13 protein-coding genes and 1 pseudogene are annotated in these 14207 nt (G+C 58.2%); 7 read left to right on the forward strand and 7 right to left on the reverse strand.

Annotated elements, in window-relative coordinates:
* The first annotated feature begins 29 nt into the window (after window positions 1-29).
* Entirely contained in the window at window positions 30-425 is a 396-nt protein-coding gene (locus HP062_RS05755; RefSeq protein ID WP_102593503.1) for a hypothetical protein, read from the forward strand.
* Here the strand turns inward: HP062_RS05755 and HP062_RS05760 are convergent.
* Window positions 422-691 carry a DUF1652 domain-containing protein gene (locus HP062_RS05760; protein WP_102593504.1) on the reverse strand — a complete coding sequence of 90 codons (270 nt, stop codon included), beginning with the start codon at window positions 689-691 and terminating at the stop codon, window positions 422-424. The two genes, HP062_RS05755 and HP062_RS05760, sit on opposite strands and share 4 nt — an antisense overlap.
* 386 nt (window positions 692-1077) lie before the next feature.
* On the opposite strand from HP062_RS05760, the gene eco reads away from it, so the two are divergent.
* Entirely contained in the window at window positions 1078-1560 is a 483-nt protein-coding gene (gene eco, locus HP062_RS05765; RefSeq protein ID WP_083376697.1) for a serine protease inhibitor ecotin, read from the forward strand.
* Window positions 1561-1587: 27 nt separating this feature from the next.
* Here eco and ilvA read toward each other — a convergent pair.
* Window positions 1588-2588 (reverse strand): annotated as a pseudogene (gene ilvA, locus HP062_RS05770) (threonine ammonia-lyase, biosynthetic); the annotation flags it as partial.
* 249 nt (window positions 2589-2837) lie between these two features.
* Between ilvA and HP062_RS05775 the strand changes: the two are divergent.
* Window positions 2838-3173 carry a DUF2834 domain-containing protein gene (locus HP062_RS05775; RefSeq protein WP_172791047.1) on the forward strand — a complete coding sequence of 112 codons (336 nt, stop codon included), beginning with the start codon at window positions 2838-2840 and terminating at the stop codon, window positions 3171-3173.
* A gap of 119 nt (window positions 3174-3292) precedes the next feature.
* Here the strand turns inward: HP062_RS05775 and HP062_RS05780 are convergent, their stop codons facing one another.
* Window positions 3293-4216: a magnesium transporter CorA family protein gene (locus HP062_RS05780; RefSeq protein ID WP_010460506.1), complete on the reverse strand. Its 924-nt coding sequence runs from the start codon at window positions 4214-4216 to the stop codon at window positions 3293-3295.
* A gap of 7 nt (window positions 4217-4223) precedes the next feature.
* Window positions 4224-5798, reverse strand: coding sequence for a RimK family protein (locus tag HP062_RS05785; protein ID WP_256666104.1), 1575 nt, complete (start codon window positions 5796-5798; stop codon window positions 4224-4226).
* A gap of 92 nt (window positions 5799-5890) precedes the next feature.
* Between HP062_RS05785 and rimI the strand changes: the two genes are divergently transcribed.
* Window positions 5891-6988 (forward strand): ribosomal protein S18-alanine N-acetyltransferase, encoded by a 1098-nt coding sequence (rimI, locus tag HP062_RS05790; protein ID WP_010460510.1) that lies wholly within the window; start codon window positions 5891-5893, stop codon window positions 6986-6988.
* A gap of 118 nt (window positions 6989-7106) precedes the next feature.
* On the opposite strand, the gene HP062_RS05795 is transcribed toward rimI, so the two are convergent.
* Window positions 7107-8258: a PQQ-dependent sugar dehydrogenase gene (locus HP062_RS05795; protein WP_172791048.1), complete on the reverse strand. Its 1152-nt coding sequence runs from the start codon at window positions 8256-8258 to the stop codon at window positions 7107-7109.
* A gap of 51 nt (window positions 8259-8309) precedes the next feature.
* Window positions 8310-8657, reverse strand: coding sequence for a hypothetical protein (locus tag HP062_RS05800; RefSeq protein ID WP_172791049.1), 348 nt, complete (start codon window positions 8655-8657; stop codon window positions 8310-8312).
* 193 nt (window positions 8658-8850) lie between these two features.
* Between HP062_RS05800 and HP062_RS05805 the strand changes: the two genes are divergently transcribed.
* Window positions 8851-9711, forward strand: coding sequence for a Ku protein (locus HP062_RS05805; RefSeq protein ID WP_172791050.1), 861 nt, complete (start codon window positions 8851-8853; stop codon window positions 9709-9711).
* A gap of 120 nt (window positions 9712-9831) precedes the next feature.
* On the opposite strand, the gene lpxO is transcribed toward HP062_RS05805, so the two are convergent.
* Window positions 9832-10731 (reverse strand): lipid A hydroxylase LpxO, encoded by a 900-nt coding sequence (gene lpxO / locus HP062_RS05810; RefSeq protein WP_077747809.1) that lies wholly within the window; start codon window positions 10729-10731, stop codon window positions 9832-9834.
* A gap of 495 nt (window positions 10732-11226) precedes the next feature.
* On the opposite strand from lpxO, the gene HP062_RS05815 reads away from it, so the two are divergent.
* Together HP062_RS05815 and HP062_RS05820 are read left to right on the forward strand one after the other, a co-directional pair.
* The gene (locus HP062_RS05815) at window positions 11227-12816 is read left to right on the forward strand and encodes an ABC-F family ATPase (protein WP_010460520.1); all 1590 of its coding nucleotides are present in this window, start codon (window positions 11227-11229) and stop codon (window positions 12814-12816) included.
* Between the two features lie 187 nt (window positions 12817-13003).
* A complete protein-coding gene (locus HP062_RS05820) occupies window positions 13004-14191 on the forward strand; it encodes an MFS transporter (RefSeq protein WP_083376690.1) in 1188 nt (395 codons plus the stop codon).
* Window positions 14192-14207 lie beyond the last annotated feature (16 nt).

Consider the following 14207-nt stretch of genomic DNA (forward strand, 5'->3'; position numbering starts at 1 on the left):
CGCCTCCCTCACTGCCGCAAGGATCCGCCATGCAGTTATCGTTTCGTATCGTGTCGACCTTCACTTCCCTCCTCTGTTTTCTGCTGGCCCTGGTCTGGGGTTTGATGCCGGATGGGTTGCTGGCAATCTGGAGTATTGAGTATTCGTCTGTGGCAGGGTTTGTCGCGCGACGCAGTGCAGTGCTGTTCGCGGCGTTGGGCGTGATGTTTTATCTGGTTCGGAACGAGGCGCCGTCGGTCACCCGCAATGCGCTGAGCACCGGGTTTACCGTGGGTTGTTTCGGCTTGGCGATACTGGGTTTTGGCGAATGGCTCAATGGCCATGCCGGGCCGGGCATATTGCTGGCGGTGATGGTCGAATCGGCGCTGGGACTGGGGTTTATCCAGACCCGGCGCGTATCAGCAGAACTCGAAACAGCGGGTTAAAGCGCTTTCCTGTCGGGATGCAGTGTCTGACTCGCTTCCTGATGCTGCATCTCTGAGCGCAGGCCTACAATCAGGTCGTTGATTTCACGGCAACCATTCAGTTTTTTGGCATTGATTCCGGTCACCATCAGATCTAGGTGATCGGTTTCACGATCGGAATACACCTTGACAGTCATCGATAGGTCCGGCGACAGCGTGCACTGACAGCGTTTCGGCAGAAAACTGCTTTCAACGATATTGCGAAGTTCCAAGGCAGAAAGAAACATGGCGACCCTCTCCTGATTGTGAGACTGCCAGAAAAATTCAACGTCGGTCCGTGGTGAAGTCTCCCGCCGTTTCTTCCGTCGACGGAGTTTCTACGTTTCACACAGCAGACCGTCCTTGTGGTTAGAGCTGACTCAATACTGTCCTGGTCAACTTAAGATCTGCTTGAGCATAAAACATGCCGCAAATTTCGCCGTGCAGCTCATCGGTAAATCAATGATTTAACGGACATGCCTGAAAATGGCCTCATGCAATCTGCAAGAAAGGGCAGTTTGAACCCTGCAATTTGCATACATTCCCGACCGGGTTTGCATTGGTGGCGGTCGGCAGTAAGAATGCGCCTGCCAATCCAGTATCCGCTGACCCTACTCACACGCAAGGAGGCATCATGGGTTCTTTGACCTGTATCAATACCGTCGGGCTGATTGTTGCCAGCCTTTCGAGCGTGGCCTGTGCAGCAAAGCTCGAAACCGTCGCGCCGTTCCCTAAACCGGAAAGCGGTTTTACCCGCCAGGTCATTCATGTAGCGCCGCAGCCACAGGAAGAAAACTTCCAGGTTGAGGTGCTGGCGGGCAAGACGCTGACGGTGGACTGCAATCGCCAACGTCTGGGCGGTATCCTTGAGGAAAAAAACCTTGAAGGCTGGGGCTACCCCTTTTACCGTCTGGAAAAAGTCATCGGCCCGATGAGCACGATGATGGCCTGCCCCGACGGCAAGAGTAAAAAGGCGTTTGTGCCGGTGGTCGGTGACGGCTTCATGCTTCGTTACAACAGCAAGTTGCCGATCGTGCTCTACGTGCCCAAGGACGTCGAAGTCCGCTATCGGATTTGGTCGGCGTCGGACAAGGTCGAGAAAGCCGTTCAAGAGTAACCGCAGCGCCCCTCCTCACGCTGAGGCGTCGCTCAACGCGGCGCGCTCGGCGACATGCCGCAGGCTGTCAAAATTGATATTGGCGCCCGAGTCGATCGCGATCAGGGTTTGACCACACGCACCGGTTTGAGCGACGTACTTCTTGATGCCGGCCACCGCCAAGGCACCGGAGGGCTCGGTGATCGAGCGGGTATCGTCGTAGATATTCTTGATGGCGGCGCACAGTTCGTCGTTGCTGACGGTCAGCACTTCATCGACGCAAAACCGGCAGACTTCAAATCCATAGGCGCCAATCTGCGCGACGGCCACGCCATCGGCGAACGTGCCCACGGTGGGCAGGACGATCCGCTCGCCAGCTTGTAACGCCGCGTACAGACACGCGGAATGTTCTGATTCGACGCCGATGATGCGGACTTCCGGGCGCAGGTATTTGACATACGCCGCGATGCCGGCGATCAGACCTCCGCCACCCACCGGGACGAAGATCGCATCCAGGGGGCCTTGTTGCTGGCGCAGGATCTCCATGGCCACGGTGCCCTGCCCGGCGATTACGTCCGGGTCGTCGAAAGGTGAGACGAAGGTGCAACCGGTTTGCTCGGCGAGGCTCAGGGCGTATTCGAGGGCGAACGGAAAGCTCTCGCCGTGCAGCACGGCCTCTGCCCCCGACTGCGCACCCCGTGCACCTTCAATGCTGGTGTTGTGCAAGGCATGACAATCGTCGCAGCGATCCCCAATTCACGCGCCGCCAACGCTACGCCTTGGGCGTGATTGCCCGCTGAAGCGGTGATCACGCCCCGAGCCTTTTGCTCATCGCTCAGTTGCACCAATTTGTTGTAAGCGCCACGGATCTTGAAGGAAAAGGTCGGTTGCAAGTCCTCACGCTTGAGCAGGATCTGATTACCCAAGGCCTCGGACAGCGCTGGCGCGGGTTGCAACGGTGTGCGCACGGCCAGCTCATACACCGGCGCGGCGAGGATCTTTTTCACATAGTGCTCAAGCAAGGCCTGCTGGGCGGGGGTGCTGCTCATGGTCGTCTCCTGACATTGATCGGGGCCCAGGAGACAGAAAGTAAAAACCCGCCTCTAGGGCGGGTTGGGTGCTGCAGTCGTGAGCTAGCCCGCCAAATAAGGAATGGCGGTAATAATGCTTGGCTGGCAGCGCAATACGGTGGAAGTCATGGCTGGAAATTAGCCGGGCGTTGCGGGCAAGTCAATGGTCAATTTTCCTCGGTCTCTGTAGGCTGGCGGACATCGCTCATTGTCCCAAGGAAGGAAACCATGAAGTCTGTCGCCCTGCCCCTCATTGCCTTGATCGCCTTTGCTGGCTACACCGTTTCCGTGATGCTTCAGGCGGAGCAGTCGTTGATCGACTTCGGCATCGGTTTGATGTCACGCCCGGATACTGCGCAGGTGGTGATTGATCTTTATCTGTTGGCGACACTTGCAGGCGTCTGGATGTACCAGGATACGCGCAAGCGTGGGCAGTCGGGGTTATCGGTGATTCCGTATCTGCTGATTACGGCGGTTTTCGTGTCCGTCGGGCCGCTGTTGTACCTCGTGGTTCGGGGGCTCAAGAATCGCAGGAATTGCGTCGATGCACGCCAGCGAGTTTGATCCACAGTAGTGTTGTGTTGCGGATAGAGCCTTCGCGGGCAAGCCTCGCTCCCACATTGGAGCGTATCCCCCTGTAGGAGCGAGGCTTGCCCGCGAAGACGGCCTGACAGTCGACATCGTCATTTCGCCAGCCGCCTGAGCCCAAGCACCATCGCCCCCGCCCCAATCATCATCGCCGTCAGAAACAACGGATACGACACCCACCACGGCGTGTCCCCGGTCATCATGCTGAACTCGGACATGCCGCCAATACTCGCAATCAGGTTCAGCGGCAAAAACACCACGTTGATTAACGTCAGTTTGCGCAGCAGGTTGTTCATGCTGTTGTTCATCAGGTTGCCCCGGGCGTCGATCAGCCCGGAAAACACCGTGGAGTAAATTTCCGCCTGCTTATAGCACTGGTTGTTTTCGATGATCAGGTCGTCGATCAGCCCGATGGCCTCGGCGCTGAAATGTTCCTTGGCGGCATGATTGCGCAACCGCGTCAGCACTGCGCCGTTGCTGTGAATCGCGTTGATGTAATAGATCAGGCTTTCGCTCAGGTTGAACATCTGGATCAGGTGCTGGTTCTGCATCGAGGCGTTGAATTTCTGCTGCAACTCACGGGCAACCAGCTTGATTACCTTCAGGTGGCCCAGATAGTGATGGATGTTGTTGAACAGCAGATCGAGCAGCACATCCAGCGGCGTGTTCAGCCGCTGTCGGGTGCCGAGCCCGTGCAGCGGCGCATCGTCGGTGGCGATCACCAGCAAGCGCTGCGCAGAAAACAACAGGCCACAGGACGACACTTCAAAGGCCAGGCTGCCGGCACCGGAGTAATTTTCCGGGCGCTTCCAGATCAGGAACAGGTTGTCGGGGTGGAACTCGATGCGCGACACCTCGTCAGGGTCCAGGGCCGAGGCCAACGCGTGCTCATCAAGCTTGAAATGGCTGTGCAACAGGTCCCGTTCGGCGGCATCGGGGTTGCTGAACAGCATTACCTCGGCATCCAGTCGTTCGACGGCATGCAAGGCGCCGCCGTCCAGTTGAAAGCTTTTGATCATCGGCCGATCACCAGGCCTGGCCGCGACGTTTCAGTTCCAGGCGACGAACGAACTCTTCCAGTACCAGCGAATACAAATCGTCCTGCAAGTACGCATCTTCGATGCCGGCGTCCATGTTCGGGTTATCGTTGACTTCGATCACCACCACTTTGTCGCCGGACTGCTTGAGGTCCACGCCGTAGAGGCCGTCGCCGATCAGATTGGCGGTTTTCACGGCCAGGTCCACCACGGCGCGCGGCGCTTCGTGGACCGCCAGGGTGCGGCATTCGCCGTTGATGTCCTGGCCCTTGGCCTTGTGGTTGTAGATTTGCCAATGGCCCTTGGACATGAAGTATTGGCAGGCGAAGATCGGTTTGCGGTTGAGCACGCCGATACGCCAATCGTATTCGGTGTAGAAGAATTCCTGGGCCAGCAACAGCACCGAGTGTTCGAACAGTTCGGCGGTCGCTTCGAGCAAGGCTTGCTGGCTTTCGACCTTGATCACGCCCCGGGAGAAACAGCCGTCGGGGATCTTCAGCACCAAGGGAAAGCCCAGGCGCTCGCCGACCCGTTCGAAATCTTCCGGTCGTTCCTTATAAAGGATTTCGGTGGCGGGCATGCCGAGTTGATGGCTCTTGAGCAGGTCGGTCAGGTAGACCTTATTGGTGCAGCGCAGGATCGACGCCGGATCGTCCATCACCACCAACCCTTCGCTCTCGGCTTTTTTGGCAAAGCGATAGGTGTGGTTGTCAACGCTGGTGGTCTCGCGAATCAGCAGGCCGTCGTATTCGGCAATGCGTGCGTAGTCCTTGCGCTCGATCAGCTCGACATCAATGCCCAAGGTCTTACCGACGCGCACGAAATTATCCAGCGCCTTCGCATTGGAAGGAGGCAAGGCTTCCTGCGGATCATGCAGGATGGCCAGGTCATAACGGGCCAGCCGTCGTGAGCGTGGCACACGCCAGATCTTGCGACTGAAACTGTCCAGAGAGTTGGCAAATTGATCTTCCTGGTCTTCACGTAACTTATGCAACGCCCCGGACTTTATACCTTCGATGTGCCAGCCATTCGTTCGGCGAAAATCAACTAACAATATCGGACAGGGGAACACTTCAAACAATTGCCGTGCCAGATCCTGCAAGGGTTCTATATTGGTTTTGCCGAAGTACAACGTCAGGGTAAAGCCTTCAGTGTCGCTGTAAAGATGGTTGCTGAGGGCTTTTTCCAGGGGTTTATCCAGGTCATCAAGGGCCAGACCGTACAACGACTTCTTGGTCAGCTCACTGATGGTGCGCACCGACGGAATGACCTTGTGTCCCCGCGCTTCGGCCAGCAACGAGCAGTAATAGCCGTGCCCCAGATACTTGTAGCTGCGGCACAGGTTGATCACCTGGACCCGTTTGCCCTGTTCGTTGTCCCGCGTCTGCTCGAGGTATTCCTGGGCGCTGACAATATCCTCGCTAGGGAAATACGAGGCCCAGTCTTCCTTGCGTTCGACGATGATTATCAACTGACTTGAAGTTCTGCCTGCGTCATTTAAATAAGTTGCTGCCGGCAAAGTTTGCTCGGATACTTCGCGCCAATGACCTTGTACCGCTGACATAGTGATTGATCCGTTGGAGAACAAGACCTTTCCTATTAAGCACGAACTTTTTCGAAAGTCCCGTTTCGTTACGTAACTTTTACGGCGGTCATATGAACACTGTCTTTCGCTTGGCGGTAGTTGAAGACTTACCCGCGCTGCTGGAACTCGAACAGCAATGTTTCACCACGGACCGGCTCAACAGTCGCAGCTTTCTGTGGATGATCACTCGAGCGCACGGGCAGTTGTTGGTGGCCCAGCATGGCGAGCAATTGGTCGGCTATGCGGTGGTGCTGTTTCACCGAGGCACCTCGCTGGCGCGGCTTTACTCGATCGCGATCGCGACCGAGGCCCGCGGCAGCGGACTGGGAAAGCAATTGCTCGAACGCATCGAATCCTGCGCCCTTGAACATGATTGCGCCTACTTGCGCCTTGAGGTGCGGATCGACAACCCCGCGGCGATTGCCTTGTATGAGCGCAATGGTTACCGGCGTTTCGCGCTGATCCATGATTATTACCAGGACCATGCCGATGCGCTGCGCCTGGAAAAACGCATTCTTGAGCACTGCGATTCGCGCAACATCCAGGTCCCGTGGTACCGGCAGACCACCGATTTCACTTGCGGCCCGGCCTGCCTGTTAATGGCCATGGCAGCGCTGCAAGGCAATCGATGGCTGGAGCGTCGCGAAGAACTGCAAATCTGGCGTGAGGCGACGACGGTGTTCATGACCGCAGGCCATGGCGGCTGCAGCCCTCAAGGCCTGGCGCTGGCGGCATGGCGCCGTGGATTTCGGGTGCGTCTGCAACTGAGCATGGAAGGGCCGCTGTTTCTCGATGGCGTGCGCGATGAGCATAAAAAAGACGTAATGCGTCTGGTGCACGAGGAGTTCACCACGCAGCTACTCGAGACGGATGTGGAGCGAGTGATCGGCGGCCCGCTGAACCTCCCTCGGCTACTGGACGATGGCGGACAACCGCTGGTGCTGATCAGCAGCTATCGGCTGACCCGCTCCAAGGCGCCGCATTGGGTGATCGTCACCGATTGCGATGACGAATTTGTCTACCTGCACGACCCGGATGTGGACCACAGCCAACATCGCCAACCGATGGACTGCCAGCATTTGCCGGTCAGCCACGGCGAGTTCGACAAGATGTGCAGTTTTGGCCGGGGCAAGCTTCGGGCGGCGGTGATTATCTACTGCCGAAAATAGACCTGTGGCGAGGGAGCTTGCTCCCGCTGGGTGCGAAGAGCCCCATTCAAGCGACTGCTCCGCAGTCCGACGGGAGCAAGCTCCCTCGCCACAAAACCCCCAGAGAATTCGAATCGGGTTACTTCAGGCCTACCTTGTACAGCCCGCCGTCGTCCTCATCGGTCAGCACATACAAGTAACCGTCCGGCCCCTGTCGCACATCGCGGATGCGCTTGTTGAGTTCGCCGAGCAAGCGCTCTTCGTGAACCACTTTGTCGCCATCGACCTGCAAGCGGATCAGCTCCTGGCTCACCAGCGCACCGATGAACACGTTGTGCTGCCACGCCTTGAAGAGATCAGCGTCGTAGAACGCCATGCCACTGAGGCCGGGGGATTTTTCCCAGACATGGTGCGGCGCCACGGCGCCTTCTGCGGTCTTGCCCTCGGCTTCCGGGATTGGTTGTCCGGAATAGTTGATGCCGTGGGTCGCCAGCGGCCAGCCGTAATTCTTGCCGCGTTCGATGATGTTGATTTCATCACCGCCGCGTGGGCCATGCTCGTTTTCCCAGAGCACGCCAGTCCATGGATTGAGCGCTGCGCCTTGCGGATTGCGTTGGCCATAGGACCAGATTTCCGGGCGTACGCCCGACTGCCCGACAAAGGGGTTGTCGTCCGGCACTTTGCCGTCCGGGTAGATTCGCACGACCTTGCCTTGCAGCTTGTCGAGGTCCTGAGCGGTCGGCCGATCGTTGTTTTCGCCCAAGGTGATGAACAGGTAGCCGTCGCGATCAAACACCAATCGTGAGCCGAAGTGGTTGCCGACCGACAGCTTCGGCTCCTGGCGGAAAATCACTTTGAAGTCCTTGAGGGTTTTCAGGTCCTCGGACAACTGGCCTCGCCCGACCGCCGTACCGGCCTTGTCGCCCGCACCACCGCCCTCGGCGTAAGACAGATAAACCGTCCGGTCCTGCTTGAAGTCGGGCGACAGCACCACGTCCAGCAAGCCGCCCTGCCCCTTGGCCCAGACTTTTGGCACCCCATTGATCGGTGCCGAGAGCTTGCCATCGTAATCCACCACTCGCAGGTTGCCGGGCCGTTCGGTAACCAGCATGCCCCTGCGATCGGGCAGGAACGCCAGAGCCCACGGATGTTCCAGGCCCTTCGCAACTTGCCAGACCTCAAGGGTGCCTTGTTCGCTTTTCATCTCCCGGGGCGGTGCCGCAAGAACGGGTGCCGTGGCGGTGATCAGTATGCTGGCGCAGAAGGTGGCCAAGAGGGTTTTACGCAACATGCACGATTCCTTTTGTCGTTCGAATAGCTGGCAAGAACGCTGTCCTGCCGTTCAACGGTTGCTTGTGCCTGCATCTCGAGGGGGCGGATTGGGAATGAATTTGGGTGGGCTGGCGGGAGCGGTATGGTTCTGGGGATAGCGATTGCCGATGCTGCCGTTATCAAGGGTCGGTGGACGGGGCACCGGGACGGTATTTGGCCCGCGAATGACCGGGGCAGCGGGTTGTGTGCCTTGCATGCTATTGGGATTGGCCCGGCGGATCGGGCTGTTGTAGGGGTTGCTGGAATTGCCCGTGGGGCTCTGGGCCAGCAGCATCGACGATGGTGGCGAGGCCTGGGCCAGCTGACTCATCAGGCCACTCAATGCCAGTACGGTGCAGGCGAGCACGAATCTGTTCATGGGAAGCCTCTGGGCGTCAGCGTGGATAGAATCTTCGATAGCACGCTACGCCCGGGGTTCGGATTTGTTAACTAAAACCTCTTTCTTAAGATGTAACACCAGTTGACGGTCCAGCAGGACCGGGCCGCAGCCCGCTGAAACTTTTGCTCCGCGCCGCGGGTCACCTGAACACATCACTCGCGAGTAGACGACCATGGCACGGGCAATCTGGAAAGGCGCAATCAGTTTCGGGCTGGTGCATATCCCTGTGGCGCTGGTGTCGGCGACGTCCTCGCAGGGGGTGGATTTCGACTGGCTCGACAGCCGTAGCATGGAGCCGGTCGGTTACAAACGCGTCAACAAGGTCACTGGCAAGGAGGTCACCAAGGAACACATCGTCAAAGGTGTGCAGTACGAAAAGGGCCGGTACGTGGTCCTCAGTGAGGAAGAAATCAAGTCGGCGCACCCGTTGTCCACGCAGACCATCGACATCTTCTCTTTTGTCGACGCCGAACAGATCCCCCTGCAAAACATCGACACGCCCTACTACCTCGCGCCGGATAAACGCGGCGGTAAGGTCTATGCGCTGTTGCGCGAAACCCTCAGCAAAACCAATAAAGTCGCCCTCGCCCATGTTGTCCTGCATACCCGACAGCACCTTGCGGCGCTGATGCCCCTGGAATCGGCCATGGTGCTGGTCATACTGCGTTGGCCCGCTGAAGTGCGCAGCCTCGATACGCTAGAGCTGGGGCCTGAGGTGACCAAGCCCGAACTGGCCAAGGGCGAACTCGACATGGCCAAGCGTCTGGTGCAGGACATGAGCGCCGACTGGAAGCCCGAGGATTATCGCGACAGTTTTGAAGACAAGATCATGGCGCTGGTCGAGAAGAAGGCGAACGAAGGCAAGATCGAGGATGTGGAAACGGCGACGGGTGAAGAGGAACGCAAGACAGCTGATGTGATTGATTTGACTGAATTGCTTAAACGTAGTCTGGGTGGCAAGACTGCCGGCAAGGCCAAACCGGCGGCTAAACCTGCAGCGAACAAAAAAGCCACGAAGACGTCTCGTGGCTGATTGTTGTTTTCGCGTTGGATGTCAGGCCCCCTTCGCGAGCAGGCTCACTCCTACAAGTGATCGCGGTCAACTGTAGGAGCGAGCCAGCTCGCGAAGGGTTTGTAAGCCGGCATACAACATTCAGATCAGCACAAATACCGCCAGCAACCCACCAAAAATCGCCCACTTTTCAAGGTAGTAAAGTTTGCGATTACGCTTCTTCAGCGCCTTGCCCCGCAGCCGAATCGCGTAGATTTTGGCAAACAGCCGGTTGATGCCCCCGGTCTTGTCCCCGGCATCATTCGGCGCGCCCGCCGCCGACATCACGTTACGGCTGAACCAGCCATTGAACGCCGCCGCCCAGCGATACTTCATCGGCCGCTCGACGTCGCAGAACAGAATGATGCGGTTCTGCTGAGTGGTGTTTTCGGCGTAGTGAATGAAGGTCTCGTCGAACATCACCGCTTCACCGTCGCGCCAATGGTAGTTCTCACCATCGACGTTGATGTAGCAACCGGCATCGTTCGGCGTTTCCAGGCCCAGGTGATAACGGTACGAGCCGGCGTAGGGATCGCGGTGGCGGACCAGTTTGGAACCCGGTGGCAACTCGGCGAACATCGCGGCTTTGATCGACCCGATGCTTTGCACCAACTCAGTGGTGCGCGGGCAGAGTTTCGTCGCCGAAGGATGGCTGTCGCCGTACCACTTCAAGTAGAAACGCTTCCAGCCGGTCTTGAAGAACGAGTTGAAACCGACATCGTCGTATTGGTTCGAGCGCTTGATTTCCCCGGCCCTGAGCAGGTTCTGGCCTTCGGCGCGAATTTCCTCCCAGTGCGCCTGCAACGGACTCAGGTCCGGGAAATCGGCCGGATCGAGATAAGGCTTGTTGGGGATTTTCGAGAATAGATAAAGGAAGCAATTGATCGGCGCGAGAAACGACGAGTGATCGCTCAGTTGGCGGCCCAGCTTGTGGCGCACCCGCCCACGCAGGTGGACGTAGGCAATGGATACAACGTAAATAGCGGCAATGATCAGTTTCACAGAAATCGTCACATGTCAGAAGTGAACAAACTGCGTCCCCGGCCAACCTAGCGGCCCAAGGGTCTTGTGCAGCGTCTGAATACGAAACAGCGGTCCCGGTGGCGCGTCCTTGAGCCTCTGCCGACGGTCGGCGCCTGTTGAAAAGTGGCATTTTAGTCTCATTTTGTAACCAATAGTTAACCTTCAAATGTGAAAATCTGTCCGCTGGTGCCACCAAAGCGCCCGTGCGGCCTCAACGCCCTATCGTTTAAAGAGCCAGACCAGTACAATCGCCGCCAAACATTACGCGCCCCCCTTGGTTGATGACGGGAATGAACCCCGTCTCAGCGCACTTCGACTCGGGCCAAGCGCTCCAACTGCTGCTGTCCACTTATTGCCAGATGGACCTTCCGCTTCTGACCGGGATGCATTTCCCGTGGTTTGAAAAACGGAAACGGGTACTGAATCGGTACTGCCGCAACCCTAGCTACTCTGAATGCTTCGCAGGAAAAACCTTTGATCTCTACAGCTAACATCACGATGCAGTTCGGCGCCAAGCCGCTATTCGAAAACGTTTCGGTCAAGTTCGGCGCGGGCAACCGCTACGGCCTGATCGGCGCCAACGGTTGCGGCAAGTCGACCTTCATGAAAATCCTCGGCGGCGACCTCGAGCCGTCCGGCGGCCAGGTCATGCTCGAGCCGAACGTGCGTCTGGGTAAATTGCGCCAGGACCAGTTCGCCTACGAAGAATTCACCGTCATCGACACCGTGATCATGGGTCACGAAGAGCTGTGGAAGGTTAAAGCCGAGCGCGACCGCATCTACTCGCTGCCGGAAATGACCGAAGAAGACGGCATGGCCGTGGCCGAGCTGGAAACCGAGTTCGCCGAAATGGACGGCTACACCGCCGAATCCCGTGCCGGTGAATTGCTGTTGGGCCTGGGTATCGGCATCGAGCAGCACTTCGGCCCGATGAGCGAAGTGTCCCCGGGCTGGAAACTGCGCGTATTGCTGGCTCAGGCGCTGTTCTCCGATCCTGAAGTACTGTTGCTCGACGAACCGACCAACCACCTGGACATCAACACCATCCGCTGGCTGGAAAACATTCTGACCCAGCGCTCCAGCCTGATGATCATCATCTCTCACGACCGTCACTTCCTGAACAGCGTGTGCACCCACATGGCTGACCTGGATTACGGCGAGCTGCGCCTGTTCCCGGGCAACTACGACGAGTACATGACCGTGGCGACCCAGTCCCGCGAGCAACTGCTGTCGGACAACGCCAAGAAGAAGGCACAGATTTCCGAGCTGCAATCGTTCGTCAGCCGCTTCTCGGCCAACGCCTCGAAAGCCAAGCAGGCCACTTCCCGCGCCAAGGCGATCGACAAGATCCAGTTGGCCGAGGTCAAGCCTTCGAGCCGTGTGAGCCCGTTCATCCGTTTCGAACAAACCAAGAAACTGCACCGTCAGGCTGTCATTGTCGAGCGCATGGCCAAAGGCTTCGACGGCAAGCCGCTGTTCAAGGACTTCAGTTTCCAGGTTGAAGCGGGCGAACGCGTCGCGATCATCGGCCCGAACGGTATCGGTAAAACCACCCTGCTGCGCACCCTGGTCAACGAACTGACCCCGGATGCCGGCACCGTGAAGTGGACCGACGCCGCAGAACTGGGCTACTACGCCCAGGACCACGCGCACGACTTCGAAGACGACTGCAACCTGTTCGACTGGATGGGCCAGTGGACCCAGGGCGGCGAGCAAATCGTTCGCGGCACCCTCGGCCGCATGTTGTTCTCCAACGACGAGATCCTCAAGTCGGTCAAGGTTATCTCCGGTGGTGAGCAAGGTCGCATGCTGTTCGGCAAGCTGATCCTGCAAAAGCCGAACGTGCTGATCATGGACGAACCGACCAACCACTTGGACATGGAATCGATCGAAGCGCTGAACCTGGCGCTGGAAAACTACCCGGGCACGCTGATCTTCGTCAGCCACGATCGTGAGTTCGTATCGTCGTTGGCCACCCGCATCATCGAGCTAAGCCCAAGCGGCGTGATCGACTTCAGCGGTACTTATGATGACTACCTGCGTAGCCAGGGCGTTGTGTTTTAAGAGCAGCTATTAGTTTCAAGCTGCAAGCGGCAAGTAAAAGCCCTGTCCTGGTGACGGGGCTTTTTGCATTCGAGGCTGAATGGATTTGGGTGCCCTCAACCACAACGAATATAGTTAGCCTGCTTCCTTTTATATCCCACCCAAGCCATGATGCAGTTCTCCCACCGCCGACCGCGAACGAGCCGTCATGTCTGTGCAGCAACTGCCACCGCAAAGCTCCATGGCGATCACCCTGCAGATCGTCTCCATCGTTTTCTATACCTTTATTGCCTTCCTCTGCATCGGCCTGCCTATTGCGGTGTTACCGGGCTATGTCCATGAGCAGTTGGGTTTCAGCGCGATCGTCGCGGGACTGACCATTGGCTCTCAATACCTGGCCACCCTGCTCAGCCGCCCGATGGCCGGGCGCATGTCAGACACCATTGGCACCAAACGGGCGATTGTCTACGGCCTGTCTGGGATCGTGTTGAGCGGCGTGTTGACGTTGATTTCAACCTTGCTGCAAAGCTTTCCACTGCTGAGCCTGTTGATCCTGATCGCCGGACGCTTGTTGCTCGGCATCGCCCAGGGCTTGATTGGTGTGGGCACGATCAGCTGGTGCATGGGCCAGGTCGGCGCGGAGCATACCGCGCGCTCGATTTCGTGGAACGGCATTGCGTCTTACGGCGCCATTGCGATCGGGGCGCCGCTGGGCGTGGTGATGGTCGCCGAGTACGGCTTCGCCAGCCTGGGGATCGCGTTGTCATTGCTGGCCCTGGCCGCCTTGTTGCTGATCCGCAATAAACCCTCGGTGCCGGTGATTCGTGGCGAACGCCTGCCCTTCTGGGCGGTGTTCGGGCGTATTGCGCCCTTCGGTGCCAGCCTGAGCCTGGCCTCCATCGGTTACGGCACCCTGACGACCTTTATCACCTTGTATTACGTCAGCCGCGGCTGGACCGGCGCGGCCTGGTGCCTGACGGTCTTCGGGATCTGCTTTATTTTGTCGCGCTTGCTGTTTATCTCCGCGATCAGCCGCTTCGGCGGTTTCACCTCGGCGATTGTGTGCATGAGCATTGAAACGGTGGGCCTGGTGCTGCTGTGGCTAGCGCCTTCGACCGCTTATGCGCTGATCGGCGCGGGCCTGGCCGGGTTCGGTCTTTCGCTGGTGTACCCGGCGCTGGGGGTGGAAGCAATTAAGCAAGTGCCCAACTCCAGTCGCGGCGCGGGTTTGAGTGCTTATGCGGTGTTTTTCGACCTGGCACTGGCGATTGCCGGGCCGTTGATGGGCGCGGTGGCGTTGAATCTTGGGTATTCGTGGATTTTCTTCAGTGCGGCGATGTTGTCTGTCACCGGGCTCGGCTTGACCTTATTGCTGAAGCGTCGCGCAATCAGCTGACACCGCAGGGCTGGCG

Source organism: Pseudomonas sp. B14-6, from assembly GCF_013260315.1.
GTDB lineage: Bacteria > Pseudomonadota > Gammaproteobacteria > Pseudomonadales > Pseudomonadaceae > Aquipseudomonas > Aquipseudomonas mandelii.

Excerpts from the sequence above, each read along its gene's own strand:
- HP062_RS05800 (WP_172791049.1), bottom strand. The coding sequence starts at position 8,657 with ATGAACAGATTCGTGCTCGCCTGCACCGTACTGGCATTGAGTGGCCTG.
- eco (WP_083376697.1), top strand. The coding sequence starts at position 1,078 with ATGGGTTCTTTGACCTGTATCAATACCGTCGGGCTGATTGTTGCCAGC.
- HP062_RS05820 (WP_083376690.1), top strand. The coding sequence starts at position 13,004 with ATGTCTGTGCAGCAACTGCCACCGCAAAGCTCCATGGCGATCACCCTG.
- HP062_RS05805 (WP_172791050.1), top strand. The coding sequence starts at position 8,851 with ATGGCACGGGCAATCTGGAAAGGCGCAATCAGTTTCGGGCTGGTGCAT.
- HP062_RS05780 (WP_010460506.1), bottom strand. The coding sequence starts at position 4,216 with ATGATCAAAAGCTTTCAACTGGACGGCGGCGCCTTGCATGCCGTCGAA.
- HP062_RS05760 (WP_102593504.1), bottom strand. The coding sequence starts at position 691 with ATGTTTCTTTCTGCCTTGGAACTTCGCAATATCGTTGAAAGCAGTTTT.
- HP062_RS05775 (WP_172791047.1), top strand. The coding sequence starts at position 2,838 with ATGAAGTCTGTCGCCCTGCCCCTCATTGCCTTGATCGCCTTTGCTGGC.
- rimI (WP_010460510.1), top strand. The coding sequence starts at position 5,891 with ATGAACACTGTCTTTCGCTTGGCGGTAGTTGAAGACTTACCCGCGCTG.
- HP062_RS05795 (WP_172791048.1), bottom strand. The coding sequence starts at position 8,258 with ATGTTGCGTAAAACCCTCTTGGCCACCTTCTGCGCCAGCATACTGATC.
- HP062_RS05785 (WP_256666104.1), bottom strand. The coding sequence starts at position 5,798 with ATGTCAGCGGTACAAGGTCATTGGCGCGAAGTATCCGAGCAAACTTTG.
- HP062_RS05755 (WP_102593503.1), top strand. The coding sequence starts at position 30 with ATGCAGTTATCGTTTCGTATCGTGTCGACCTTCACTTCCCTCCTCTGT.